Genomic DNA, 23,810 nt, shown 5'->3' on the forward strand with positions numbered 1-23,810 from the left:
CCTACAGCGGCACCGACAACAGCGGCTCTGCCCCGGCCGGCATGTCGCGCGCCCGTCGCGGCACCTGCAGGTGCTTTCCATCGGCCGACAGCACCGGCGTCCGCGAGGGTGAGCGCCAGTGCGCCGGCAAGCGTTGCAACGCGTGCTCCGGTGCATCCGCCTGCTGCCGCAGCCAGCGCTGGGCGCCCAGCAGGCGCAGCCACGCCGCCGCATCCTGGCTGCGTGCGGCGTAATCCTGGTAGGCCGGTGCGGCGATGTCACCGAGGACACAGCCGATCATGTTGGACAGGCAGCCGACGTCCCATCGGCCCACGCTGCCCACGACAACCGGCATGTCGGCCGCCAGCCGGCCGGTGGTGGCCGGGTCGCAGGCCCATCCCAGGTTCAGCGCGATGCGGCCCAGGGTGTGTTGGCGATCCAGCATCAGCACGGTGCCGGCCTGCTGCAACGACGCATCGATGGCAGCCCTGCTCATCGCGAACTCGCCCTGCATTGCCCGACACAGGCTCTGCTCAGCGGCTTCCATCGGCTGTAGTGCGCTTTCGCAGGCCGCCGGCAGCACCTGGCCCGGCGGCAGTTCCGCCAGCATCTCCGCCAGCAGGTACACGTTGGCACGCACCATGGCCGCGCCGATCATGCTGTCAATGAGCGCATTGCCACCGCGCATCAGGCGCCGTCCCACCTGCACCGAACGGCAGCTGCCAGCCAGCGCCGCGGGAACATCGCCCCGCACGAAGGCCAGCGCATGCACGCCGCTGGCATCCATCAGGGTCTGGTAGCGCGGCCAGGGGTAGATCCCGGGGGAACCCGAGGGCAGGAACGGCGTATCGAAGCGGTCGGCATCGGCCAGCGCGTCGAGGCGTTCATGCAGGCCCTCGTGCCCGGCGTGGGCGGCACGGAACTGCGCGGTATCGGCGCGCACCTTGACCAGGCAGCTTTCACCCGTGGACCGGCAATAGCCCTGGCTGTCGACCTTCACCTCCGGATGCGTGGCCGCCAGCACCGAATCGGTCCGGTCCGGCGCCGGGTCCACCTGCCAGTGCCGCACATCCTCGGCCAGCGCGGCCTCGCGCTGGGCCCGGTCCAGGCCATCGAAGGGCAGCGTCCATAACAAGGCGAAGCCGTCCTTCCCCGGTAGCGGCCGCACGTCCTCCAGCCAGCGCACCTGTTCACGCTGGGCGGCCGGCATCGGCCAGAGCCGCGACAGGCTCCACAGCAGCACCACCAGCACGACCAGCCCCAGCAGGGCCCAGCCCACTCCGCGCAGAATCCTCAACACAGCATCCGTTCCCTGTCTGGCTCCCGCCCCGACCTTCCAGCGTAATCCAGCGCAATCGGCCGCTACAATGCGCACATGTCGCTCGAAGCCCCCGCCCTGGTCCCCCGCCCTTCCCTGCAGCGCCTGTTCCTGACCGGCCTGCTGACCCTGTTGCCGATCTGGCTGACCTGGGTCGTGGTGAAGTTTGTCTTCGTGTTGCTGTCGGGCATTTCCAGCCCGCTGGTGGTGCCGCTGTCCGAGCAGATCGCGACCAGCTTCCCGCACTACCTGGGCTGGGTCCACGCCGAGTGGATCCAGGACACCATCGCCCTGCTGGCCACCCTGCTGGTGATCCTGGCGGTGGGCGTGGCCAGCCGCCGCGTGGTCGGCCAGCGCCTGCTGCGCTGGGTCGGCGCCATCATCAAGCGCATCCCGCTGGCCAGCATCATCTACGACAGCGCCAAGAAGCTGCTGGACATGCTGCAGACCGAACCGGGCAGCACCCAGCGCGTGGTCCTCATCGACTTCCCGCACCGTGACATGAAGTCGGTCGGCCTGGTCACCCGGGTCATCAAGGAACAGGGCACCGACCGCGAACTGGCGGCGGTGTACGTGCCGACCACGCCCAACCCGACCTCGGGCTACCTGGAAATCGTGCCGGTGGAACTGCTCACCCCGACCGACTGGACTGTCGACCAGGCGATGAGCTTCATCATTTCCGGCGGTGCGGTGGCTCCGGCCAGCGTGCCCTTCACCCGCGCCGGCGAACGCCCGGAGTGAGCGGCACGCCCAGCGACGCGCCCTACGCGCGCCCCCTGCAGGACCGCGCGGTCCTGCTGTTCATCATCCTGGCCACCTTCTTCTGCGGCAACGCGGTGCTGGCCGAGCTGATCGGGGTGAAGATCTTCGCGCTGGAAGACACGCTGGGCATCGATGCACTGAACTGGAACCTGTTCGGCCAGACCGGATCGTTGAGCTTCACCGCCGGCACGCTGTTGTGGCCGGTGGTGTTCATCATGACCGACACCATCAACGAGTTCTTCGGCAAGCGCGGCGTGCGCTTCATCTCGTGGCTGGCGGTGGTGCTCATCGCCTATGGGTTCCTGTTCGCGTTCGCCGCCATCTCGCTGGCACCGGCCAGCTGGTGGGTTACTTCGATGGATGCGCACGGCGTGCCGGATTACCAGGCCGCGTTCGCGGCGGTGTTCGGCCAGGGCATGTGGACCATCGCAGGTTCGCTGGTGGCCTTCCTGGTGGGCCAGTTGATCGACGTGGCCGTGTTCCATCGCATCCGCCAGGCCACCGGCGAGCGCCATGTGTGGCTGCGCGCCACCGGTTCGACCGCCGTCTCGCAGCTGGTGGACAGCTTCGTGGTGATCTGGATCGCCTTCGTGCTGGGCCCGCAGAAATGGCCCACCTCGCTGTTCCTGGCCGTCAGCAGCGTCAACTACGTCTACAAGATGGGCTTTGCCATCGCCCTGATACCGTTGCTGTACCTGATGCGGCGCGCGATCACCCGCTATCTGGGCGAACCACGCGCCGCTCAGCTGCGCGCTGCCGCTGCGGCTGACTGAAGCCCCAGCGACGGCAAGCTGACTGCGCGTTCACGCTGGCCGTACGCGTCCGGATCGTGCAAGCTCCACGGTCTGTGTTCCACGGAAGCTCCTGATGCCGTATCCCACCCGCGCCCTGGCCGCCGCCATCGCCGCGTTGTTCCTGTTCAGTGCCGTGCCGTCGGCAGAGGCAGCGAAGAAGAAGGCCAGCCGCCCCGCCGCCGCGCAGACCCGGCAGGCCGCCAAGCCGAAGGCCAAGCCTGCGCGCGCCACCCCGGCACGCGGCAGCTCCACGCGCCGCGCCGCCGCGCGCCCGGTGGCACCGGCCCGCGCCGTGCCCAGGCAGGTGCAGCTGGAGCGCCTGTACGACGAATACTGGGACGCTTCGATGCGGTTGAACCCGCTGCAGGCCACCTTCCAGGGCGATGCCCGCTACAACGACCAGCTGCCCAACATCCTGTCGGCCGCATGGCGCCAGCAGTCGCACGATTTCACCACCGAATGGCTGGGCAAGGTCGAGAAGGTCGGCAGTGACGGCCTGCAGGGCCAGGACCTGCTCAGCTACGAAATCTTCGTGCGCGATGCGCGCGCCTCGCTGGCGGCCGAGCGCTACCCGAGCTGGATGATGCCGATCAGCCAGTACTACAACATCGGCAGCATCATGGCGATCCTCGGTGCCGGCGCAGGCGCGCAGCCGTTCAACACGGTCAAGGATTACGACACCTGGTCGCGCCGCTCGCTGGGCATCCCCGACCTGTTCAACCAGGCCATCGACAACATGCGCCAGGGCATGAAGGCCGGCGTGGTGCAGCCGCGCGACCTGATGGAGAAGGTGCTGCCGCAGCTGGACGCGGTGATCACCCCGACCGCCGAGGAAAGCATCTTCTGGTCGCCGATCAGGACCATGCCGAGCGACATCCCGGCCGAGGAAAAAGCGCGCATCAGCGCCGAGTACAAGCGCATGATCGAGCTGCGCATCATGCCGTCCTACCGCGCCCTGCGCGGCTTCATCGCCACCGAATACCTGCCGGCCACCCGCAGCAGCAGCGGCCTGGGCGCCCTGCCCGACGGCCAGGGCTGGTACGCCAACCTGATCGTGCAGACCACCGCCAGCGACCAGACCGCCGCCCAGCTGCATGCACTGGGCGAGCAGCGCGTACAGGAACTGAGCGCGCAGATCGCTGCGGTGATGAAGGACAACAAGCTGCGCGGCTCGCAGGCCAAGCTGCTGAAGAACATGCGCACCGATCGCCAGTTCCAGTACGGCGATGCCAACGCGCTGATCAATCGCTACCGGCAACTGCAGCAGCAGGTGGATGCGCGCCTGCCGCAGGTGCTGGACACCCTGCCGAAGGACCGCCTGGAAGTACGCGCGGTCGAGCCCGACCGTGCACTGACCGCCGCTGCCGCCGCCTACCAGCCCGGCCAGCCGGGACAACCGGGCGTGCTCTACGTCAACACCCGCGACCTGCCCAGCCGCAAGCGCTGGAGCGTGCCGGTGCAGTACCTGCATGAAGCCATCCCCGGCCACCACGTGCAGCTGGGCCTGCAGCAGGAACTGGCCAAGCTGCCGCGCTTCCGCCGCCTGGGTGGCGACCTCGCCTTCGTCGAAGGCTGGGGCCTGTATGCCGAAACCCTCGGCGACGATCTGGGCGTCTACACCGATCCCTACGACCGTATCGGCTACCTGTACTCGCGCCTGCTGCGCGCGGCCCGCGTGGTGGCCGACACCGGCGTGCACTCGCAGGGCTGGAGCAAGCAGCAGGCAGTGAACTACCTGCAGAAAGCCGTGGACATGAGCGAGGACGACGCCAGCGCGGAGGTCGAACGGATCATGGCCCAGCCGGGCCAGGCGCTGTCCAACGTGGCGGGCCTGAGCCGCATCCTGGCCCTGCGTGACAAGGCCCGAGCGCGCCAGGGCGCAGCCTTCGACCTGCGTCGCTTCCACGCCGAAGTGCTGAAGGACGGCTCGATGCCGCTGGACGTGCTGGAGCGCAAGGTGGACCGCTGGCTTGACCAGCCCGCCGCGACGGCACCGGCCACGGCAACGCCATGACCCGCGCAGCGACCGGCGGCCTGCTGGGCATCCACCATGCCGCCGTCATCTGCAGCGATTACGCACGTTCGAAGGATTTCTACGTGCGCATCCTCGGCCTGCGCGTGCTGGCCGAGAACCACCGTGCCGCGCGCGATTCGTGGAAGCTGGACCTGGCCCTGCCCGACGGCGGTCAGCTGGAGCTGTTCTCCTTCCCCGCACCACCGCCCCGGCCCAGCCGCCCCGAGGCCCAGGGCCTGCGCCACCTGGCCTTCCGGGTGGCCGCGCTGGAACCGATCATCCAGCGCCTGGCCGAGCATGGCGTAGCCTGCGAACCGATCCGCGTGGACGAGTACACCGGCGCCCGCTTCACCTTCTTCGCCGACCCCGACGACCTGCCGCTGGAGTTGTACGAAGTCGGTTGATCCGACCCCGTGCCGACCAACGGTCGGCACCCACCAACAGCCGCGATCCGACCCCGTGCCGACCAACGGTCGGCACCCACCAACAGCTTCGTGAATCGGCACCCACCACCAGCCGCGATCCGGCCCCGTGCCGACCAACGGTCGGCACCCACCAACAGCTTCGTGAATCGGCACCCACCACCAGCCGCGATCCACCCACCATCAGCTGTGTGAATCGGCACCCACCATCAGCCGCGTGAACCTGTCGAAGGCGGGGCACTGTGGGTTTGCGGGGTGTGAGCCGCATGGATGCGGCGACCAAGCCCCCATGGATGGGTTTACGGCGTCCCCGCAAACCCACAGTGCCCCGCCATCCCACGGAATGCCCGCTGTTGCTGTTGCTCTTGCTTCGGCCTCTGCAGGTGCAGGGCTGCAAGCCCTGCAAAGCCCCCCCCCTTCCCCATACCCCGCCGAATGGGTATACAGTCGCCCTGTACCGGCAACGTGCCGGAATGAACCCTGGGAGGGGACCATGCGCAAGACCTTCAAGACCCTGTTGCTGGCACTGCCGCTGTGCCTGGCCGCCCTGTCGGCCCAGGCCGCCGACAGCGCCGCCGGCCGCTGGAAGACCATCGACGACAAGACCGGCAAGGTGAAGTCGATCGTGGAGATCAGCCAGGCCGCCAACGGCGGACTGAGTGGCAAGGTGGTCGAGATCCTGCAGTCCGACAAGGGTCCGAACCCCGTCTGCGACGGCTGCGAAGGCGCCAACAAGAACAAGCCGGTCAAGGGCATGACCATCCTGTGGAACCTGTCGCAGGACAAGGGCAGCCACAGCAAGTGGTCCGGCGGCACCATCCTCGACCCGGCCAACGGCAAGACCTACAAGTCCAAGCTGGAGCTGCAGCCGGGCGGCGGCAAGCTGGACGTGTCCGGCTGCATCGCCTTCATCTGCCGCACCCAGACCTGGGTCCGCGAGTAAGCCCCCCGGCCCGCGCAGCACCCCCGTGACCCGGCCCCGGCCGGGTCACCTCGTTGCAGGCATGCGATACTCTGCGGTTCCCCTCGGCTGCACCCCGCGACCATGACCCGTACCGCGCTCGTCACCACCGCCCTGCCCTACGCCAACGGCCCCCTGCACCTGGGCCATCTGGTCGGCTACATCCAGGCTGACATCTGGGTGCGCGCGCGGCGAATGAGCGGCGGCAAGGCCTGGTTCGTGTGCGCCGACGATACCCACGGCACGCCCATCATGCTGGCCGCGGAAAAGGCCGGGGTCACCCCGGAAGCCTTCATCGCCAACATCCAGGCCGGCCATGAGCGCGATTTCGCCGCCTTCGGCGTGGCCTTCGACCACTACGACTCGACCAACTCGGCGGCCAACAAGGCGCTGACCGAGCAGTTCTACCTGAAGCTGGAAGCGGCCGGCCACATCAGCCGCCGTTCGGTGGCGCAGTTCTACGACCCGGCCAAGGGCATGTTCCTGCCCGACCGCTACATCAAGGGCATCTGCCCGAACTGCGGCAGCGCCGACCAGTACGGCGACAACTGCGAAGTCTGCGGCGCCACCTACAACCCGACCGACCTGAAGGATCCGAAGTCGGTGATCTCCGGCGCCACGCCGGAAATCCGCGATTCGGAACACTTCTTCTTCGAGGTCGGCCGTTTCGAAGGCTTCCTGCGCAACTGGCTGGCCGGCGATGTCGCCCTGCCCGGCGTGAAGGCCAAGCTGATGGAATGGCTGGACGCCGAAGGTGGCCTGCGCGCGTGGGACATCTCGCGCGATGCGCCGTACTTCGGCTTCGAGATCCCCGGCCAGCCGCGCAAGTACTTCTACGTCTGGCTGGATGCGCCGATCGGCTACCTGTCCAGCTTCCAGACCCTGTGCGGCACGCTCGGCGAAGACTTCGAATCGCACCTGCGCGAAGGCACCAGCACCGAACTGCACCACTTCATCGGCAAGGACATCGTCAACTTCCACGGCCTGTTCTGGCCGGCGGTGCTGAACGGTACCGGCCACCGCGCGCCCACCCGCCTGCACGTCAACGGCTACCTGATGGTCGACGGCGCGAAGATGAGCAAGTCGCGCGGCACCTTCGTGATGGCGCGCACCTTCCTCGACGCCGGCCTGGAACCGGAAGCCCTGCGTTACTACTACGCGGCCAAGACCAGCGGCGGCGTGGACGACCTCGACCTGAACCTGGGTGACTTCGTCGCACGCGTGAATGCCGACCTGGTCGGCAAGTTCGTCAACCTGGCCAGCCGCTGCGCCGGCTTCATCAGCAAGCGCTTCGACGGCCTGCTGGCCGCGCAGCTGCCCGACGCCGCGCAGTACCAGCGCTTCGTGGATGGCCTGGCGCCGATCCGTGAGGCCTACGAGCGCAACGACCCGGCCGCGGCCATCCGCCTGACCATGACCCTGGCCGACGAAGCCAACCGCTACATCGACGAGGTCAAGCCGTGGGTCATCGCCAAGCAGGAAGGCGCCGACGCGCAGCTGCAGGCGGTGTGCAGCCAGGGCCTGAACCTGTTCCGCGTGCTGGTCACCGCCCTGAAGCCGGTGCTGCCGGCCACCGCCGCGCAGGCCGAGGCCTTCCTGGCCGCGCCGGTGAACGACTGGACCGCACTGGCACAGCCGCTGCTGGGCCACCGCATCGCCGAGTACACCCCGCTGTTCACCCGTATCGACCCGAAGAAGATTGACGCCATGATCGACGCCTCCAAGGACACCCTGCAGCCGGCCGCCGCTGCCGCCCCCGCCGCCAGGACCGAAGCCGTGAAGCCGGCTGCCCCAGCCCCGGCCAAGGACGACGCGAAGAGCGCCGACGCACCGGCCTACATCGGCATCGATGATTTCGCCAAGCTCGACCTGCGCATCGGCAAGGTGCTGGTGTGTGAGTTCGTGGAAGGTTCGGACAAGCTGCTGCGCTTCGAACTGGATGCCGGCGAGCTGGGCAAGCGCCAGATCTTCTCCGGCATCCGCGGCAGCTACGGCGAGCCCGAAGCGCTGGTCGGCCGCAGCGTGGTGTTCATCGCCAACCTGGCCCCGCGCAAGATGCGCTTCGGCCTGAGCGAAGGCATGATCCTGTCGGCCGGTTTCGACGGCGGCGCGCTGGCGCTGCTGGACGCCGACAGCGGCGCGCAGCCGGGCATGCCGGTCCGCTGATGCCCTGCGGGCGCGGCCCTCGCCGCGCCCTCCACGCAGACCGCCCCGGAAGGCACCGCCATGGGAGTGAGCAGGATGGAACTGGCGCTGTTCGATTTCGACCACACCGTCACCACCTGCGATACCTATGGCCGCTTCCTGCGCCGCGTGGCCACGCCGGAACAACTGGCGCGCGCGTGGTGGAAGGTCGGCCCGTGGCTGCTGGCCTACCGCCTGCGCATCATTTCCGCCGAGCGCATCCGCGCCCGCGTCACCCGCCTCACCTTCAGCGAACGCCACGCCGATGACATCGCAACGCTCGCGGCCGGTTTCGCCCGCGAAGTGCTGCCCGAGGTGATGCGTCCGGAAATGCTGGAGCAGATCCGCTGGCACAAGGAACAGCAGCACACCGTGGTGATCGTGTCCGGCTCGCTGGACCTGTACCTGAAGCCGTGGTGCGAGCAGCTGGGCCTGCAGCTGATCTGCAACCGGCTGGAAAGCCAGGACGGCCGCCTGACCGGTCGCTATGCCGGCGGTGACTGCGGCCCGCGCAAGGTCGAGCACATCCGTCGCCAGTTCGACCTGTCGCGCTACCTGCGCATCCACGCCTACGGCGACAGCTACGAAGACCGCCCGATGCTGGCCCTCGCCCACGAGCGCTGGTACCGCGGCAGACCCCTGAAGTGATTCCAACGCGCAGCCTTCGCCACGCATGAGCCTGATCCCGCCCCTGACCGAACGACTGGACCGGTTGCTGCCGCAGACCCAATGCGGGCAATGCGGCTATGACGGCTGCCGCCCGTATGCACAGGCGATGGCGCGCGGCGACGTGGGCGTGGACCGCTGCCCGCCCGGTGGTGATGCCGGCGCACGCGCACTGGCCCAGGTGCTGGGCGTGCCCGCCGTGCCGTTCGACCGCACGCGCGGCACGCACAAGGCGCCGCAGGTCGCGCTGATCGTCGAAGCCGACTGCATCGGCTGCACCAAGTGCATCCAGGCCTGCCCGGTGGATGCCATCGTCGGCGGCGCCAAGTACATGCACACGGTGATTGCCGACCTGTGCACCGGCTGCGAGTTGTGCATTCCGCCGTGCCCGGTGGACTGCATCGATCTGGTGCCGGTGTAGCGGGCGTCTCAACCCTCGTCGCAATCGCCCTCTCCTGCGCGGTCCACGCCCTCAGAGAAAGAGATGCGCCTCGCAGATTGATCCACCGACTGCGATAGATGCGACACCGCGCTGCCGCATGCGCAGCGGCATGCAAGACTCCCGCACACGTCCTGAAACGGACCACCCGAGCAGGTGGCCGGTTTTCAAGCCACGTTCCGCCCGCCACCTTGCCGCGGCGGCAACCGATTGCCCTGAACGGAGCTGTGCCATGACCCCTTCGGACCTATCCGGCGCCTGCGCCAGCGACGCCACCGATGCAGCGGACGAGATCCAATGCGATCCCGCCAGGTTGATGGCGCTGCTGCAGAAGATCAGTGCAGGTGCCCCCGCCGGTGGATTCCTGTGGCCGGAAGGCTGCTTCCTGTCTGGCGGCCACGTGGGCCTGACCGAAGCCGACCGCATTCTGGCCGGCCTGCGCGTGGTGCAGGAAGTCGTGCTTGCCGCCGAACGCAGCCGGGGTCATGACGACGCCGACGAATACGTTGGCGACCGCTTCATGACAAGCCTGATGCAGGCGTGCATCGCGCTCTCGGCACACGCCGCCAGCAGGATCCATTCGCAGTAACTGCAGCGGGGCCAGAGCCCTCTCCGCGGGAGAGGGATCAGACCCCGGCTCACGGAATTACGGCACGGCCGCCGTGATCACGATCTCCACCTTCCACTCCGCATGCGCCAGCTTCGCTTCAAACGTCGCACGCGCCGGGGTCGCACCTTCAACCACCCACTCGTCCCACGCCTTGTTCATGCCGTCAAAATCGGCAATGTCGGCCAGGAACACTTCCGCGCGCAGCACGTGCTGGCGATCACTGGCCACCAGCGCCAGCAGCTTGTCGATCTCCGCCAGTACCTGCCGGGTCTGCCCGGTGATGTCCTGGCTGGTGTCTTCCGGAATCTGGCCGGAAAGGTAGGCGACCTTGTTGTGCACGGTCATCTCGGACATGCGCGGTCCGATGTCGTAACGCTCCATCATGGGCGTGGCTCCTGCGGGTGGACAGGCCTTCATTCTCACCCAGCCGGGGCCGGAAGTGTGTACCCGGCGCGGCCGCTCGTTGCCGCCAATCGCCGCACAGTGCCGGTGCTGGTCAAACGCCATCGACAGGCGCACGATGCGCCACGTTCACGTTGACACCACCCTCGCCCCCGCTGACGCACCCTTGCGCCGATGACCCACGCCCCCGATTCCACTACCGCTTCCCATACTCCGGCATGGAAGCGGGTCCTGACCATCGTCATCCCGCTGCTGATCCTGGCGTTGGCCCTGCACGGGCTCGCCAACGAATTCGACGAGCATGGCTACCGCGCCATCCGCGACGCCTTCCACAAGCTGACCGGTGCGCAGATCGCGCTGACCGTGCTGCTGGGCCTGGCCAGCTACGCCTGCCTGATCGGCTTTGATGCCATCGGCCTGCGCCGCAGCGGCATCCGCGTGCATCCCGCACGCGTGGGCATCACCGCGTTCCTGGCCCACACCCTGGGCCAGACCGTGGGCTTTGCCGCATTGACCGGTGGCGCGGTGCGCCTGCGCGGCTACCGCAGCGCCGGCCTGGACGTGGCGCAGATCGGCCAGGTGGTACTGATGAGCACGCTGGGCTTCGTGTTCGGTGCCTGGCTGCTGATCGGCGTGGCCCTGTGCATGGAACCGGCCGCAGCCGCGCTGGCGCTGCCGCTGGATCCGGCGGCGGTGCGCGTGGTCGGCATCCTCGCCCTGCTCGCCTACGCCGCCACCGTGCTGCTGGTCGGCCGCAACGGCCGCCAGTTCCGCATCTTCGGCCATGGCCTGTGGCTGCCCGACCGCCGCACCATGCTCGGCGTCACCGTGCTCAGCGTCATCGAACTGGTGCTGGCCAGCGCCGCGTTCTACGTGCTGCTGCCCAACTCCACGCCCACCGGCCTGCCCGGCTTCGTCGGCCTGTACCTGGTGGCCGTGCTGGCCGGCCTGGTGTCCACGGTGCCGGCGGGCCTGGGCGTGTTCGAGTGGAGCCTGCTGAAGCTGCTGCCGCAGGTCGCACCGGCCGCGGTGCTGGCCGCCGCGCTGATCTACCGCGTCACCTACTACGTGCTGCCGCTGCTGCTGGCCACCCTGCTCGCCCTTGCCCCGGCCCTGCGCCAGCCACTGCAGGCCAGCGCCGGCGCCACCCGCGCCGGCTGGCACGCGCTGCGGCCGTGGCTGCCGCAGATCATCGCCCTGGCCGCTTTCAGCATCGGTGCCGCGCTGGTCATCGATGGCACGCTGCCGACACCGCGCCGCCATCTCCTCAACGCCTCGCTGCCCATCCTGGAAACCTCGCACCTGATCGGCAGCCTCGGCGGCGTGGCCCTGCTGCTGATCGGCCAGGGCCTGGCCCGGCGCAGCCACGCCGCGTGGATGCTGGCGATGGCGGTATGCGTGGTCACGCCACTGCCGCTGTGGCTGCGCGGCGGCCAACCTCTCATTGCCGTATCGGCGCTGCTGGTGGCGATGGCGCTGTGGGCCGCGCGCCGCGAGTTCTACCGCCAGGGCGCGCTGCTGGATGAAGCCTGGTCGTGGCCGTGGCTGCGCAACCTCGGCCTGGTGCTGGTGGCGGTGACCTGGCTGCTGTTCTTCACCTACAGCCACGTCGAATACCAGAACGAACTGTGGTGGCAGTTCGCGGTGTCGGGCAACGCGCCGCGTGCGCTGCGCGCGTTGCTGGTGGTGGCCATCGCGCTAGTGATGTTCGGCCTGGCGCGCCTGCTGCACAGCACGCGCACCCCGTTGCCGGCTGCCGACGATGCCACCCTGCAGGCGCTGGCACCGGTGCTGGCCGGCGCCACCGACACCCAGGCCTGCCTGGTGCTGACCGCCGACAAGGCGGTGCTGCGCGACGAGGCGAAACAGGGCTTCGTGATGATGCAGCGCTACGGTGGCTCGCTGATCGCGATGGGCGATCCGGTCGGCCCGCCGGAGGTGGCCCGTGCGCTGATCTGGCGCTTCCGCGAGGAAGCCGACCGGCTTGGCCTGCGCCCGGTGTTCTACCAGGTGGGCGAGGCGTACTGGCAGACCTACCTGGACCTGGGCCTTGGCCTGGTCAAGCTGGGCGAAGAGGCGATGGTGCCGCTGCACGACTTCGGCCTGGAAGGACGCGAACGCGCCGACCTGCGCCAGGCCTGGAACCGCGGCAAGCGCAGCGGCCTGTCATTCCGGGTGGCGCCGGTGGAAGAGATTCCCGAACTGCTGCCGCGCCTGCACGCCATTTCCAACGCCTGGCTGGACGACAAGGCCGGCGACGAAAAGGGATTCTCGCTGGGCAGTTTCGATCCTGGCTATCTGGTGCGCTTCCCGGTGGCGCTGGTCGAGGCCGAAGGTGAGATCGTGGCCTTCGCCAACCTGTGGCAGGCGCCGGCCGGGGCCGAGCTGTCGGTGGACCTGATGCGCCACGTCAATGAAGCTCCGAAGGGCACGATGGATTTCCTGTTCATCGAACTGTTCCTGTGGGGACGTGCGCAGGGCTATGCGCGCTTCTCGCTGGGCATGGCGCCGCTGTCCGGGCTGGCCCAGCACCGCCTGGCCGGTCGCTGGAACCGCTTGGCCGGCCTGCTGGCGCGGCATGGTGAACGCTTCTACGGCTTCAGTGGCCTGCGCCGTTTCAAGTCGAAGTTCGACCCGCAGTGGCGCCCGCGCTACCTCGCCGCACCGGGTGGGATGCACCTGCCTGCGGCACTGCTGGATGCCACGCGGTTGATCTCGCTGGACCCGCGGCGCGGGTGATGGAAAGTTTCGCCGGGCATGGCCCGGCGCTACCGGTGGGTGCGGCCTACGCGCCGCCCTTGAGGATCACCTCAGCCAGACGATCGTAATCACCGTTGAAGTGATGGTCGCCCGGCAGCTTCACCTTCTGCACGCCATCGTTGGCCGGCAGGTCCGGGCACAGTGCGTCCTCATCATCCTTGCCGTACACGCACAGGGTCTTGGCCGCAGGCAGCTTCGCCACTTCCGGTGCGATCGGCAGGCCGCCGCCGCCACCGCCCAGCCAGTTGCTGACGTGGAATTCAAAATCGGCCTTGCGCCCCACCGACAGCAGCGCGATGCGCTCGATGCCGTCGCGGGTGCCCGCGTCGAGCTGGTTGATGGTGGCCGGCAGGACATCGGCGCCCTGCGAGAAACCAACCAGCATCACTTTGTCGCGGCGCCATTGCTGCTTGTAGTGGGCGATGATCCTCTGCAGGTCGGCGGCGAAGCCCTTGGGCGTGCGCTCGCTCCAGAAGTAGCGCAGTGAATCGATGCCGACCACGGCCACGCCATGCTCGCTCAGCGACGAGGCAACGTTCTTGTCCAGGCCGGCCCAGCCGCCGTCGCCCGACACGAAGATGGCCAGGGTATCGCCGTTGCCGCTGGCCGGCACTTCCACCACCGGCAGTCCCTTCAATGCATCCGGTGGCGGTGCCAGGCTCACTCCGGCCTGTGCGCCGACCACCCGTGCCGCAGCCACCAGGCCGGGCGAGGCATCACCGCGGGCAGTGCGCTTGAACTCACGCGCCATCGCCACCTGCTGCACGAACGCACTGGCCTGGCCGGCCCTGCAGGCATTGCCGCCGGCCGCGCTCAGCCACGGGAAATTCAGATCGGTCGGCTGCAGCCGGTTGTGCTTCACGCCATCGCCGCAGACCATGCGCTCGTGGCTGTGGTCGGGGCAGAAGCCGGTGGTCAGCAGCCCGGCAAACACCTGCGTGTCGGCCTGCGCAGCCAGCGTATAGGCCATTTCCGCGCCTTCGCCATCACCGCCGACCAGCGGCAGGTGGTAGCCCGGCAGGTGCAGCGAGGCCTGCAGCCAGCGCGAGAAATTCTCGACGTCACCCGCACCGAACGAACAGGTCGGATTGCCTTCGCGCTTGAGCACGCCACGCAGGTGGCTGATGTCCACCGACGCCACCAGGGCACCGTCGGCACGCAGGGCTTCAATCGGCAATCGGCTGGTATCGCCACCGGCAGTCGGTTCATGGAACCAGATCACCACCCGCTGCGGTGTTCCCGCAGGCATGTGCACCGGTACCTGGTCGAAGCGCCCATGGCTGAACTGCTGCACGTTCGCTGCCGCCATCGCCGGCAACGCAGCCAGCGCCAGCACCACACCCACTGCCCTGCCCAGCCCTGCACGCTTCATATCGCATCCCCGGTGGAATGCGCACACGATACGCCGCCACCGCGTGCACGGCACGTACCCGTGCAGGCCGTTGGGGATTCAGTCGGATGCGCTGCGCTGGCTGCGCCGGTACAGGGCAAAGGCCAGCCACAGCAGCCAGCCGGCAATCACCACGATCACTGTCTTCTGGCCCAGCCCACGCGGTGGCCCGCCCCGCCACAGCACGTGCAGCCACAGCAGGACAAACGCCAGCCACGCCCAGCCCCACAGCAGGGCTGCACTGCGCTGCCAGCCCGGTTCGCGGCGCAGGTACCACGCCTGCAGCAGCATGCCGACGCTGGCGCACAGGAACGCGGTGTTGGCCGCCAGGCCATGCACCAGCGGCGCCAGCAGTGGCGTCGCTGAGGGCAACCAGCTGTCGCCGATGGAAACGGTGGCCAGGCCGAGCGCAGCCACGGTGAACAGCAGCGGTGCGGCGGCACTGCGCCGCGGCCCCGTGCTGTGCCGGTACAGCGCGATGCCCAGCACCGCGATGGCCAGCGCCAGCAGGCAGTAGGCACTGCGCAGCGCCAGCCCCCAGGGGCCATGCAGGTACAGGCTGAGGGTGGCCTGCACCCAGTCCAGGTCAGCGCGCGCGAACTGGGTCCACACGGCAGTGGCAATGAACAGCAGCAGCGCAACGATGGCCAGCAACGCCGCCGGCCGCGCGCGCGTCACGGTGTCTCCTGCGGGTGCCGCGCCTGCCACTCGGACAGCGCCTTGCGGTAGCGCTGCAGCTCGTCCGAATACAGGTCGAGCACGCACAGCGGGCAGCCGCTGCCGCAGCACTCGTTGGGGCCGGGCTCTTCCGGCGGCAGCGGGCGCGGATCGGGATCAGGTGCGGGCACGGGGTCGGTCACGGGCAGGCAGGACGTTGCGGACAGGCGCCCAGTGTAACGGCCCGGCTCAGGCGTCCAGTTGTCGGCGCAGGTTGGCGCGCGCGGCCGCGTCCAGCCGCTGGTGGAAGAAGTCGCTGAGGAAGATGCGCGGCGCACGCAGCAGGCCCTGCAGGAAACGGCGGCGGCCAGCGCGATAGAGGAAGCCCGGCACCACGCCCTGGTACTCCTCGGCCACGCCGCGGTCGTAGGCGGAAAACACCGCTTCGGGCGCGGCCAGGATGGCCATGTCGCAATCCAGGAACAGGGCCGCCTCGGCATCTACGTCGTCCGGCCCCAGTTCGCCGTGGCGCGCGGTCAGCAGGATCAACTGCTCCACCCGTGCCGCATCCACGCCGGCCAGCTCAGGCGCGTGCGCGATGGCCCTGCGCGCCAGTTCGGCCGAACGCGCTTCGTTGTCCTTGCGCCCCGCCTGGTAGATGGCGTCGTGGTAGAGCACCGCCAGGTACACCTCGGCCGGCTGCTGCCAGCCGGGCCCGGCGGCAACGTCCTGGCAGTGCTGCAGCACCGCGCGCACGTGGCCGAAGTGATGGTAGGCGCGCGGTGGCGTGGCGTAGGCATCCTGCAGTGCCTGCCACTGCGCCGGTGCCAGCGGGATCGGGGCGAAGTCCATGCGGGGATCATCCCGCCGGCAGCCGCTGCGGGCAAGCTGGACAATTTTTCACCAGTCGCTCACATCGCCTGCGCGGCAACGCTGGCAACGGGTTGTCCACAGCTTTGCCGCGGGCTGGTCCACACCGGGTGTGGATGAACCTGTGCCGCCGACCAATGGTTGATACCGGCCTGCCCACGCAGGTCTACACTGCCGGAAGGCGGGGCTGCCCGCCGCTGCAGGGAACTGCCATGCGCCGTCTTGCCGCTTGTTGCCTTGCCCCCTTGCTGGCTGCCACTGGTGCGTCCAGCGCCCTGGCCCAGGACCCGCCGCCACCGGCGCCGTATGTGGCACCGGCCGCGCCGGTTGCCGTGGCCAGCGTGCCGACCCCCGAACAGGTGCTGGCCATTCCCCCGCCGCTGCGGCAGATGCTGCAGGCACGGGTGATCGCCCGCCACAGCTCACGCGAGCAGCGCCTGCAGGCGCTGGCCGAGATGATCTTCGGTGCGCAGGCACTGGACCTGCAGTACGACCCCAATGCGACCTACACGCTTTCGGAAATCTGGCAGAAGCGGCAGGCCAACTGCCTGGCCTTCACCCTGCTGTTTGCCACGCTTGCGCGCGAGGCGGGCATCCAGGCAAGCGTGCAGGAAGTGGATCGCGTCGTGTCCTGGTACCAGGACCAGGACCAGGGCGTGGTCTACAGCGTGGGCCACGTCAATGTAGGCGTGGTGGTGAACGGGCGCAGCGGCACCGTCGACCTGGACCGCAACATCCTCTATGACCGCCGCGGCCCGCATGCGATCACGCTGGAGCGGGCGCTGGCGCATTTCTACAACAACCGCGGCGCCGAGCGGATGACCGCCGGTGACATGGCCGGCGCGCGCGACTTCTTCAACGCGGCACTGGCCCGCGCGCCGGATTTTGCACCTGCCTGGAACAACCTCGGCGTGCTGGACAGCCGCCAGGGCGACCTCGCCGGCGCGCGCACCTCGCTGGAAAAGGCGCTGCGGCTGGATGCCCGCGAGGATTCGGCACTGGTCAACGCCAGCGTGCTCTATCGCAGCCTGGGCCTGGTCACGCAGGCGCAGGCGCTGGAGCAGCGGCTGAAGGCCGTGCAGCGCAATGATCCGTTCGCCCAGTACATGGCCGGTGCCGCCGCGGAGCGCAGTGGCGACCTGGCCCTGGCGATCCGCTATTACCGGCGCGCGGTGCAGCTGTACGACAACGCGCACCAGTTCCATTTCGGGCTGGCGCGCGCCTATTTCCTCAGTGGGCAGTTGGCGCGTGCCGACCGCGAGCTGACGCGGGCACGTGCGCTGGGCGGCAACAGCAACCAGCAGCGCTACCAGGCCAAGCTGGACGGCCTGTCGCGCCTGCGCACGCAGCAGGCGCGGCGCTGAGGACGGCTCAGGCCTTCTTGAGGAAGCAGGTCTTCAGCACCAGGCCCTTGATCTTGTCCGAGTTGCCTTCGATGTGTTCGGCGTCATCCTCGACCAGGCGGATGTTGCGGATGACCGTGCCCTGCTTGAGCGGGATGGATGAGCCCTTGACCTTCAGGTCCTTGATGACGGTGACGGTGTCGCCGGCCTGGAGGGTGTTGCCGTTGCTGTCACGCACGACCAGGGTCGCGCCGGCGCCCTCCTCGGCGGTCCACTCGAAACCGCAGTCGGCGCAGATCCACAGCGCGCCATCGGCATAGGTGTTTTCCAGGGTGCACTGCGGGCAGGCGGGAGCGGACGACATCAGCAAGTACCTCAAAATGAATCAACGGCCGCCATTGTAACCGGCGGGTCCGTGCTTCCATTTTTCCGCGTGCAGCGCCCCCGTGTCATGGCGTTGAGGCGAGGGGCCATGCGGGGCAGGACACGCCGTAAACCCATCCATGGGGGCTCGATGGCGCCATCCATGGCGCCAACGGTCCTGCCCCGCATGGCCCCTCGCCTCCGGACAGTTTCCCGCGCCCGCGGCCGGAAGAATCAAAAGCCTGCGCTGCTGCTTTGCTTTCTGCTGCCGCAGTGCAGGGGAACTGTCATGGCGGCGTGGGGAGGGGCGGACGGGACCGTAGGCGCCATGGGCCCGAGGCATGCCTCGGGCGGGTTGGGCAGGACGCCCAACCCCGGTCTTGCCGTGTGCGCAGGACAGCGCACACGAGCAAGGCGCCTACGAGCTACATGGACGTATTTACCGCGTGTCCCGTCCGCCCCTCCCCGCGCCGCCCGAGCGATCCAGGGAGGCGCTGAACCCATCCGAAGCAGAGGGGGAACTTGCAGGAAGACCCGATCTGCAGCAGAGTGCGCGGCCCCCGCCCGCCCCCGGACCTCCCCATGCGCCTTGGCATCGACTTCGGTACCAGCAACTCCGCCGCCGCCATCGTCCGTGATGGACAGCTGCTGCCGATCCGCTTCGGTGACGCAGAGCAGTTCCGTACCAGCGTGTATTTCCCCGGCGTGGTGCCCGACCCGGACGACTTCCAGCTCGACGCCGGCCAGGAACACGAACTGCAGCAGATGATCGACAGCGCCGCCCGTGCCGCGCGCGCCGCCGGCCAGGAACGCACCCCGCAGGCACTGCGCCGCGAAGCCCTGCGCGCCCTGCGCCGCGAATGGATGGAAGCCCGCGCCGGCAAGGAACGCAGCGCCAGCGACCTGCTGCAGAACGCCATCTACGGCGATGACGCCCTGGAAGCCTATTTCGAGGAGCACGAAGGCAACCTCGTGCAGAGCCCGAAGTCGATGCTCGGCTACAACCTGCACCCGCGCGCGCGGCAGACCATCACCGGCATCGCCGCGCACATCCTCGAGCACATCCGCCTGACCGCCAGTGCCCAGCTCGGCCAGCCGCTGCGCGCGGCCCTGCTCGGCCGCCCGGTGCAGTTCCGCAGCTCGATCGGCGCCGCCGGCAACGACCAGGCGCTGGACATCCTGCGCGAGGCCGCCACCCAGGCCGGCTTCGACCAGATCGACTTCCTCGAAGAACCGGCGGCGGCGGCCATGCATTACCACGCCGAAAGCCGCGAGCGGCACCAGGCCGTCATCGTCGACATCGGCGGCGGTACCACCGACATCGCCCACGCTGAAGTGGGTGGCGATGCCGCCCCGCGCATCCACCGCGCCTGGGGTATCGCCCGCGGCGGTACCGATATCGATCTGTCGCTGAGCCTGTCCAGCTACATGCCGCTGTTCGGCCGCGGCGTCACCCGCGTGCCCGCCCACCACTACGTGGAAGCGGCCACGGTGCAGGACATGACCCGCCAGCGCGACTTCCGCCAGCACAAGTACGACCACGTGGATGATCCGTGGGGTTCGCGCCTGCAGGCGCTGCAGGACACCGGCAACACCGCACGCCTGTACCGCGACGTCGAACGCGCCAAGATCGCCCTGAGCAGCAGCCCCAGCCACCGCAGCACCCTGGATTACATCGCCCGCGACCTGCATGCCGACAGCAGCACCGAAGGCCTGGCCACAGCCGCCTCGGGCTACCTGGCCCAGATCCGCGAGCTGCTGGCCCAGGTCCGCAGCGATATCGGCGGCGACCCGGATGCGGTGTTCCTGACCGGCGGCATGTCCCGCGCCGGCTACCTGCGGCAGGCGGCGGCCGAGGCCTTCCCGGGCGCCCGCATGGTCCATGGCGAGCCCTCGCTGGGCGTGGTCCAGGGCCTGGCACTCGCGGCAGCCAGCCGGGATTAACAAAACGTTACGCGGAGTTTGCTACCCTCGGTAGGCTTGATAGGGCTCTACCTTCCGCCGGCTGCGCCGGTGTGTGTACCCGGGTAGGGCCCGGCCCGCTTGACGGGCCTTGCGGCCATGCCTTCTGGCTCGTTCATGGTCCGCGTACTACCCGAGCCGCCATCGAGACCCGCTTTGGGCACCCGCCTGGCCCCTGTGGCCGCACAACCTGAAGAAGCACCTGCACCCATCGACTGCCGCCGTTGTGACGCGGTCTGTTGCCGGTTGCCCGTGCTGCTGCAGGCCGGCGACGACGTGCCCCGCCAGTATACCTCGCGCGACAGGCACGGCCGTGCCGTGATGGCGCGCAATGACGAGGGCTGGTGTGCGGCGATCGATCCCTATCACCTGCGCTGCACGATCTATTCGCAGCGCCCGGCGATCTGCCGCCAGTTTTCGATGGGTGGCGACGACTGCCGCCGCGAGCGGCAGGATTACCTGCGCCAGGCTGATGCCTGGTCGCTTTCCTCCCCTTCCACCTGACAGGAGCAACCATGCCCCGCAAGGCAAAGACCCCCGCGAAGGCTACCAACAGCATCCGCAGCGAACGCAAGGGCGCGGCCGCCAGCACCACGGTCAGCAGCGATTCGATTGCGTCCGATCTGGCCGCGTTCCGCAAGAGCGGTGGCAAGATCGAAGTGCTTGGCACCACCTGGGCGCTGAAGAAAGCCAGCTGACCCACCGTGACCGCGGCGGCGCTGCCGCCGCGGCCTGCCGGGCCGCGCTCAGCGGTCCAGGCTGACCCGCACGCTGCCCGAATGCGACTGGATGCGGATGTCACCATCGCCGCCGCCCAGCTTCGTATCGAGACTGCTGCCCGGCCCATAGCGCGGCCGCTCCACGGTGCCGGCATCACTGTTGATCGAGCCGGCGAAGCTGTTCACCGACAGCTGGGCCGAGACCTTGACCGGCAACCGCAGGTTGACCGAAGCACTGACCGACTCGACGTTGATGCGACCGCCCGGGGCCAGGCCCGACGTGGACAGATCGATGCCGCCGGAGACCGTCTCCACCGCCAGGCGCTGGATGCGGCCGGCATCCACGCCGACCCGCCCGGACACCGTCTGCGCGCCGATATCCCCTGACACGCCCCCACCCGCCTCGATGCGGCCACTGACGGTGTTCACGTCCAGGCGTGGCGTCTGCAGCTTGGCGATGACGTTGCCGCTGACCGTATTGAGCTTGCTGTCGCCACTGCGCCCGGCGGCGTTGAGGTCGCCACTGACCGTGTCGGCCTGCAGCCGGCGCACGTCGATGCCGCTGATGTCCTGGTCGGCACTGACCGTGCTCAGCAGCAGTTCCGAGGCACGCGGGACATTCAACACCAGGGTGGCCGTGCCGTTGGTGTGACGCCGCGGGTATTCCACTTCCCAGCGCACGCGGTTGGCGCTCTTTTCCTGCCGCAGCTGCAGCCCATCGCCGAGGCTGCCGGTCAGCTGCACTTCGTTGCGGTCCCAGCCGCGCACGGTGACCTTGCCGGCCACGTTGCTCAGCTCGATGCGGCCACCGCTGGCCAGGGTGTGGCGCTCATCCACGCGTGTATCGGCCAGGGCCAGGGCGGGCAGCAGCAGCAAGGCAGCGCAAAGCGGGAAAAGGGTTCGCATGGGGTCTCTCCTCAGGTTGTCAGTCCGGCCGCGGCGGCCTGCGCCGCCTGCCGGGTCAGTTCCAGCCGCAGCGTATAGGTACGCTTGAGCTGTCCAAGCAGGTGCGGTGCGCGCGGATCCTGCGCCAGCGCGGCACGGATCTGTGCCGCACTTTCATCCAGTTCGTGCAGGGCCGGCTGCCATTCCGCGGCGCGGGCACCGGGCAGCGATGCCACGGCCTGCTGGTACTGCTCGGTCATCGCCGCAGCCTGCAGCTGCAGCATCGATGGCGCAGGTGCCTGCAGGGGTGCCTGCCTCCACGGGGCCACCGCATACACCGCCAGGCCGGCGGCCAGCGCAGCACATGCCGGCAGCCACCAGCGCGGGCGGGCACGGCGCGGCAAGGCCACGACGTTGCCGGGATGCTCCAGCGCTGCCGGTGCCGCTTCGCGCGGTGGCAACTGCGCCGCCAGGCGTGCCCAGCCATCGGCCGGTGGCATGCGCTGCCCGGGCAGTGCCCGCAGCCGCGCCTGCAGCGCAGGGTCATGGTCGTGGTCGGTTTCGTGGGTACTCATGTCATGTCTCCCAGACGCGCGCGCAACAGGCTCCGCGCGCGGTGCAACTGTGCCTTGGAACTGCCGACGGCCATCTGCAGCTGTGTGGCGATTTCCTGGTGTTTCCAGCCTTCGATGTCGTGCAGCACCAGCACCGCACGAGCTCGTGGTGGCAGCGTCGCCAGCGCGCGTTCCAGATCGCGCTCGGTGCCGGCGCAGCGATCGTGCACGGCCAGCTCCTGCAGGCCGCCATCGACCTCGTCCAGGCTGTCATGGTCCGGCCCGGCTGCGCGGCCGCGCAGCTCCATCAGCGCGGCGTTGACGCCCAGCCGGTGCAGCCAGGTCGACAGGCTGCTTTCGAAGCGGAACCCCGGCAGCGCCTTCCAGGCCTGCAGGAAAGCTTCCTGCAGCGCATCCTCGGCGCGCGCCTGCTGGCCGCCGCACAGGCGCCACAACACCGCAAACACGCGCGGCGAATGGCGCCGGTAGAGCTGTTCGTAGGCCCCCATGTCGCCCGCCGCCGCGGCCCGCACCAGGGCGGGTTCGTCGACGGCATCGGCGTCGGTGGTGGCAGGCAGCGCGGGCATGGTGGTGTCGAGCATATCGCTTGGATGCGGCGACGCTGGAAAAGGTTTAAGGCCGATTGAAGGCGGCGGCATTGCAACCTTTTCGATGCTGGCTGCATCCATGCAGGGTCCTTGGTGAAAATCCCCGGAGTCCCGCCATGTCCAGCTCCTCCTGCGCCGCCCTGCTGGTGATCGTCGCCTGCGTCGTGCTGCAGGCCCTGGACCTGTCGCTGCAGCTTCGCGCGGACAGCAGCCAGGCCTGCCTGCATCAGCATCGGCAGGCGGTGGTCTGCGTGGCCTGGCCAGGATCGGTCGAGACCCCGGCACGCGCCGGGTAACATCAAGGGCCGTTATCGCCACGTGTTGTCGCCCCATGATGTTGTCGCTGAAGGATCACCTGCCCGCCTGGAGCCATCCGTGGCTGAACTACATCGGCATCGCCCTGCAGATCGTGCTGGTGCTGGTGGTTGCCTGGCTGCTGCGGGTACTGGCCCGCCGCCTGATCCGCCGTTTCGCCGAGCACTACACGCTGCCGCCGGAGATGGCGATGGGCGCGCGCCGGATCACCAGTTTCGTGGTCTATTTCAGTGCGCTGCTGTACATCCTCAGCCTGCTGGGCGCGAAGCCATCGGTGCTGTGGACGGCCTTCACCGGTTTTGCCGCCGTGGGCGCGGTGGCGTTCTTCGCGGCGTGGAGCGTGCTGTCGAACATTTTCTGCACGCTGCTGATCTTCACCACCCGTCCGTTCCGCCTGCATGACTACATCGAGGTGCTGGAGAACGGCGAGAAGCCGGGGCTGAAGGGCCGGGTGATCGACGTGAACCTGATCTACACGACGCTGCAGGAAACGGGCAACGGCCACGAGGGCACGGTGCTGCAGTTGCCGAACAACCTGTTCTTCCAGCGCACGGTGCGGCGCTGGCGGGATCCCTCGCAGGCCCCGGGTGGCATCCAGGGCGACGGCTGAGGGGTTGAGGGTTTTTGCAGGGCTGCGCCCTGCACCTGCCGAAGCAACGTCAACGTCAACGTCAACGTCAAGAGCTGGCATTCCGTGGGATGGCGGGGTGGGTCCGGTTGAGGGGGACGCCGTGAACCCATCCATGGGGGCTTGGTCGCGCCATCCATGGCGCTCACACCCCCTCAACCGGACCCACCCCGCCTTCGACAGATTTTCGCAATCTGTTGGAACC

At 68.7% G+C, this 23,810-nt stretch carries 26 protein-coding genes; 16 read left to right on the forward strand and 10 right to left on the reverse strand.

Features of this window, described 5'->3' with window-relative positions:
• Position 1: 1 nt before the first annotated feature.
• Complete coding sequence (locus AC3WL7_RS09475; RefSeq protein ID WP_492750110.1) at positions 2 to 1,279, reverse strand: GAT domain-containing protein; 1,278 nt, start codon at positions 1,277 to 1,279, stop codon at positions 2 to 4.
• A 75-nt stretch (positions 1,280 to 1,354) separates the two neighbouring features.
• Between AC3WL7_RS09475 and AC3WL7_RS09480 the strand changes: the two genes are divergently transcribed.
• From AC3WL7_RS09480 to AC3WL7_RS09520, 9 genes are all read left to right on the forward strand, one after another.
• Positions 1,355 to 2,038 carry a DUF502 domain-containing protein gene (locus AC3WL7_RS09480; RefSeq protein WP_079222700.1) on the forward strand — a complete coding sequence of 228 codons (684 nt, stop codon included), beginning with the start codon at positions 1,355 to 1,357 and terminating at the stop codon, positions 2,036 to 2,038.
• On the forward strand, positions 2,035 to 2,832 hold the full coding sequence (locus AC3WL7_RS09485; protein WP_108747133.1) for a queuosine precursor transporter: 798 nt from the start codon (positions 2,035 to 2,037) through the stop codon (positions 2,830 to 2,832). Before AC3WL7_RS09480 ends, AC3WL7_RS09485 begins: the two co-directional genes overlap by 4 nt.
• A gap of 94 nt (positions 2,833 to 2,926) precedes the next feature.
• Positions 2,927 to 4,867: a DUF885 domain-containing protein gene (locus AC3WL7_RS09490; RefSeq protein ID WP_108758080.1), complete on the forward strand. Its 1,941-nt coding sequence runs from the start codon at positions 2,927 to 2,929 to the stop codon at positions 4,865 to 4,867.
• Positions 4,864 to 5,271, forward strand: coding sequence for an SMU1112c/YaeR family gloxylase I-like metalloprotein (gloA2, locus tag AC3WL7_RS09495; RefSeq protein WP_492750111.1), 408 nt, complete (start codon positions 4,864 to 4,866; stop codon positions 5,269 to 5,271). The genes AC3WL7_RS09490 and gloA2 overlap by 4 nt, the downstream gene beginning before the upstream one ends.
• Positions 5,272 to 5,782: 511 nt before the next feature.
• Positions 5,783 to 6,232 carry a DUF2147 domain-containing protein gene (locus tag AC3WL7_RS09500; protein ID WP_079222704.1) on the forward strand — a complete coding sequence of 150 codons (450 nt, stop codon included), beginning with the start codon at positions 5,783 to 5,785 and terminating at the stop codon, positions 6,230 to 6,232.
• 102 nt (positions 6,233 to 6,334) lie between these two features.
• On the forward strand, positions 6,335 to 8,416 hold the full coding sequence (metG, locus tag AC3WL7_RS09505) for a methionine--tRNA ligase (RefSeq protein ID WP_492750112.1): 2,082 nt from the start codon (positions 6,335 to 6,337) through the stop codon (positions 8,414 to 8,416).
• Positions 8,417 to 8,491: 75 nt separating this feature from the next.
• Positions 8,492 to 9,082, forward strand: a complete 591-nt coding sequence (locus tag AC3WL7_RS09510) for an HAD family hydrolase (protein ID WP_492750172.1) — start codon at positions 8,492 to 8,494, stop codon at positions 9,080 to 9,082.
• Between the two features lie 25 nt (positions 9,083 to 9,107).
• A complete protein-coding gene (rnfB, locus tag AC3WL7_RS09515) occupies positions 9,108 to 9,521 on the forward strand; it encodes an Rnf electron transport complex subunit RnfB (protein WP_079222707.1) in 414 nt (137 codons plus the stop codon).
• 250 nt (positions 9,522 to 9,771) lie between these two features.
• Positions 9,772 to 10,128: a hypothetical protein gene (locus AC3WL7_RS09520; RefSeq protein WP_492750113.1), complete on the forward strand. Its 357-nt coding sequence runs from the start codon at positions 9,772 to 9,774 to the stop codon at positions 10,126 to 10,128.
• A gap of 57 nt (positions 10,129 to 10,185) precedes the next feature.
• Here AC3WL7_RS09520 and AC3WL7_RS09525 read toward each other — a convergent pair whose 3' ends face one another.
• A complete protein-coding gene (locus AC3WL7_RS09525) occupies positions 10,186 to 10,533 on the reverse strand; it encodes a RidA family protein (RefSeq protein WP_079222708.1) in 348 nt (115 codons plus the stop codon).
• Between the two features lie 192 nt (positions 10,534 to 10,725).
• Here AC3WL7_RS09525 and mprF point away from each other — a divergent pair, with 192 nt between their 5' ends.
• Complete coding sequence (gene mprF, locus AC3WL7_RS09530) at positions 10,726 to 13,290, forward strand: bifunctional lysylphosphatidylglycerol flippase/synthetase MprF (RefSeq protein WP_492750115.1); 2,565 nt, start codon at positions 10,726 to 10,728, stop codon at positions 13,288 to 13,290.
• A gap of 46 nt (positions 13,291 to 13,336) precedes the next feature.
• On the opposite strand, the gene AC3WL7_RS09535 is transcribed toward mprF, so the two are convergent.
• The 4 genes from AC3WL7_RS09535 to AC3WL7_RS09550 all read right to left on the reverse strand — a co-directional run bounded on the left by AC3WL7_RS09535 (position 13,337) and on the right by AC3WL7_RS09550 (position 16,210).
• On the reverse strand, positions 13,337 to 14,683 hold the full coding sequence (locus AC3WL7_RS09535) for a virulence factor family protein (protein WP_492750116.1): 1,347 nt from the start codon (positions 14,681 to 14,683) through the stop codon (positions 13,337 to 13,339).
• Between the two features lie 78 nt (positions 14,684 to 14,761).
• Positions 14,762 to 15,379, reverse strand: coding sequence for a DUF998 domain-containing protein (locus tag AC3WL7_RS09540; protein WP_492750117.1), 618 nt, complete (start codon positions 15,377 to 15,379; stop codon positions 14,762 to 14,764).
• Positions 15,376 to 15,549, reverse strand: a complete 174-nt coding sequence (locus AC3WL7_RS09545) for an oxidoreductase-like domain-containing protein (protein WP_174208733.1) — start codon at positions 15,547 to 15,549, stop codon at positions 15,376 to 15,378. Before AC3WL7_RS09545 ends, AC3WL7_RS09540 begins: the two co-directional genes overlap by 4 nt.
• 58 nt (positions 15,550 to 15,607) lie before the next feature.
• Positions 15,608 to 16,210: an HD domain-containing protein gene (locus tag AC3WL7_RS09550; protein WP_492750118.1), complete on the reverse strand. Its 603-nt coding sequence runs from the start codon at positions 16,208 to 16,210 to the stop codon at positions 15,608 to 15,610.
• Between the two features lie 230 nt (positions 16,211 to 16,440).
• Between AC3WL7_RS09550 and AC3WL7_RS09555 the strand changes: the two genes are divergently transcribed.
• A complete protein-coding gene (locus AC3WL7_RS09555; protein WP_492750119.1) occupies positions 16,441 to 17,592 on the forward strand; it encodes a tetratricopeptide repeat protein in 1,152 nt (383 codons plus the stop codon).
• A gap of 7 nt (positions 17,593 to 17,599) precedes the next feature.
• On the opposite strand, the gene AC3WL7_RS09560 is transcribed toward AC3WL7_RS09555, so the two are convergent.
• On the reverse strand, positions 17,600 to 17,935 hold the full coding sequence (locus AC3WL7_RS09560; protein WP_200734310.1) for a zinc ribbon domain-containing protein YjdM: 336 nt from the start codon (positions 17,933 to 17,935) through the stop codon (positions 17,600 to 17,602).
• 581 nt (positions 17,936 to 18,516) lie between these two features.
• On the opposite strand from AC3WL7_RS09560, the gene AC3WL7_RS09565 reads away from it, so the two are divergent.
• From AC3WL7_RS09565 to AC3WL7_RS09575, 3 genes are all read left to right on the forward strand, one after another.
• A complete protein-coding gene (locus tag AC3WL7_RS09565) occupies positions 18,517 to 19,878 on the forward strand; it encodes an Hsp70 family protein (protein ID WP_108747142.1) in 1,362 nt (453 codons plus the stop codon).
• 228 nt (positions 19,879 to 20,106) lie between these two features.
• A complete protein-coding gene (locus AC3WL7_RS09570) occupies positions 20,107 to 20,400 on the forward strand; it encodes a YkgJ family cysteine cluster protein (RefSeq protein ID WP_108747862.1) in 294 nt (97 codons plus the stop codon).
• Positions 20,401 to 20,411: 11 nt separating this feature from the next.
• Positions 20,412 to 20,594: a hypothetical protein gene (locus AC3WL7_RS09575; RefSeq protein WP_079222716.1), complete on the forward strand. Its 183-nt coding sequence runs from the start codon at positions 20,412 to 20,414 to the stop codon at positions 20,592 to 20,594.
• 48 nt (positions 20,595 to 20,642) lie between these two features.
• On the opposite strand, the gene AC3WL7_RS09580 is transcribed toward AC3WL7_RS09575, so the two are convergent.
• From AC3WL7_RS09580 to AC3WL7_RS09590, 3 genes are read right to left on the reverse strand one after another with little or no spacing between them, the layout of a single operon-like run.
• Positions 20,643 to 21,521, reverse strand: coding sequence for a DUF4097 family beta strand repeat-containing protein (locus AC3WL7_RS09580; protein WP_492750120.1), 879 nt, complete (start codon positions 21,519 to 21,521; stop codon positions 20,643 to 20,645).
• An 11-nt stretch (positions 21,522 to 21,532) separates the two neighbouring features.
• Complete coding sequence (locus tag AC3WL7_RS09585; RefSeq protein WP_492750121.1) at positions 21,533 to 22,075, reverse strand: hypothetical protein; 543 nt, start codon at positions 22,073 to 22,075, stop codon at positions 21,533 to 21,535.
• Positions 22,072 to 22,656, reverse strand: a complete 585-nt coding sequence (locus tag AC3WL7_RS09590; protein WP_108747145.1) for an RNA polymerase sigma factor — start codon at positions 22,654 to 22,656, stop codon at positions 22,072 to 22,074. The genes AC3WL7_RS09585 and AC3WL7_RS09590 overlap by 4 nt, the downstream gene beginning before the upstream one ends.
• Positions 22,657 to 22,778: 122 nt before the next feature.
• Between AC3WL7_RS09590 and AC3WL7_RS09595 the strand changes: the two genes are divergently transcribed.
• Complete coding sequence (locus tag AC3WL7_RS09595; protein ID WP_079222720.1) at positions 22,779 to 22,958, forward strand: hypothetical protein; 180 nt, start codon at positions 22,779 to 22,781, stop codon at positions 22,956 to 22,958.
• Positions 22,959 to 22,993: 35 nt separating this feature from the next.
• Positions 22,994 to 23,587 (forward strand): mechanosensitive ion channel family protein, encoded by a 594-nt coding sequence (locus AC3WL7_RS09600; protein ID WP_079222721.1) that lies wholly within the window; start codon positions 22,994 to 22,996, stop codon positions 23,585 to 23,587.
• The last annotated feature ends 223 nt before the right edge of the window (positions 23,588 to 23,810 follow it).

This window comes from Stenotrophomonas sp. FW305-3-2-15-E-LB1, from assembly GCF_058787375.1.

Excerpts from the sequence above, each read along its gene's own strand:
- AC3WL7_RS09480 (WP_079222700.1), top strand. The coding sequence starts at position 1,355 with ATGTCGCTCGAAGCCCCCGCCCTGGTCCCCCGCCCTTCCCTGCAGCGC.
- AC3WL7_RS09500 (WP_079222704.1), top strand. The coding sequence starts at position 5,783 with ATGCGCAAGACCTTCAAGACCCTGTTGCTGGCACTGCCGCTGTGCCTG.
- AC3WL7_RS09575 (WP_079222716.1), top strand. The coding sequence starts at position 20,412 with ATGCCCCGCAAGGCAAAGACCCCCGCGAAGGCTACCAACAGCATCCGC.
- AC3WL7_RS09600 (WP_079222721.1), top strand. The coding sequence starts at position 22,994 with ATGATGTTGTCGCTGAAGGATCACCTGCCCGCCTGGAGCCATCCGTGG.
- AC3WL7_RS09520 (WP_492750113.1), top strand. The coding sequence starts at position 9,772 with ATGACCCCTTCGGACCTATCCGGCGCCTGCGCCAGCGACGCCACCGAT.
- AC3WL7_RS09580 (WP_492750120.1), bottom strand. The coding sequence starts at position 21,521 with ATGCGAACCCTTTTCCCGCTTTGCGCTGCCTTGCTGCTGCTGCCCGCC.
- AC3WL7_RS09560 (WP_200734310.1), bottom strand. The coding sequence starts at position 17,935 with ATGTCGTCCGCTCCCGCCTGCCCGCAGTGCACCCTGGAAAACACCTAT.
- AC3WL7_RS09490 (WP_108758080.1), top strand. The coding sequence starts at position 2,927 with ATGCCGTATCCCACCCGCGCCCTGGCCGCCGCCATCGCCGCGTTGTTC.
- AC3WL7_RS09590 (WP_108747145.1), bottom strand. The coding sequence starts at position 22,656 with ATGCTCGACACCACCATGCCCGCGCTGCCTGCCACCACCGACGCCGAT.
- AC3WL7_RS09535 (WP_492750116.1), bottom strand. The coding sequence starts at position 14,683 with ATGAAGCGTGCAGGGCTGGGCAGGGCAGTGGGTGTGGTGCTGGCGCTG.
- mprF (WP_492750115.1), top strand. The coding sequence starts at position 10,726 with ATGACCCACGCCCCCGATTCCACTACCGCTTCCCATACTCCGGCATGG.
- AC3WL7_RS09595 (WP_079222720.1), top strand. The coding sequence starts at position 22,779 with ATGTCCAGCTCCTCCTGCGCCGCCCTGCTGGTGATCGTCGCCTGCGTC.
- AC3WL7_RS09585 (WP_492750121.1), bottom strand. The coding sequence starts at position 22,075 with ATGAGTACCCACGAAACCGACCACGACCATGACCCTGCGCTGCAGGCG.
- gloA2 (WP_492750111.1), top strand. The coding sequence starts at position 4,864 with ATGACCCGCGCAGCGACCGGCGGCCTGCTGGGCATCCACCATGCCGCC.
- metG (WP_492750112.1), top strand. The coding sequence starts at position 6,335 with ATGACCCGTACCGCGCTCGTCACCACCGCCCTGCCCTACGCCAACGGC.
- AC3WL7_RS09550 (WP_492750118.1), bottom strand. The coding sequence starts at position 16,210 with ATGGACTTCGCCCCGATCCCGCTGGCACCGGCGCAGTGGCAGGCACTG.
- AC3WL7_RS09555 (WP_492750119.1), top strand. The coding sequence starts at position 16,441 with ATGCGCCGTCTTGCCGCTTGTTGCCTTGCCCCCTTGCTGGCTGCCACT.
- AC3WL7_RS09510 (WP_492750172.1), top strand. The coding sequence starts at position 8,492 with ATGGAACTGGCGCTGTTCGATTTCGACCACACCGTCACCACCTGCGAT.
- AC3WL7_RS09525 (WP_079222708.1), bottom strand. The coding sequence starts at position 10,533 with ATGATGGAGCGTTACGACATCGGACCGCGCATGTCCGAGATGACCGTG.
- AC3WL7_RS09565 (WP_108747142.1), top strand. The coding sequence starts at position 18,517 with ATGCGCCTTGGCATCGACTTCGGTACCAGCAACTCCGCCGCCGCCATC.
- rnfB (WP_079222707.1), top strand. The coding sequence starts at position 9,108 with ATGAGCCTGATCCCGCCCCTGACCGAACGACTGGACCGGTTGCTGCCG.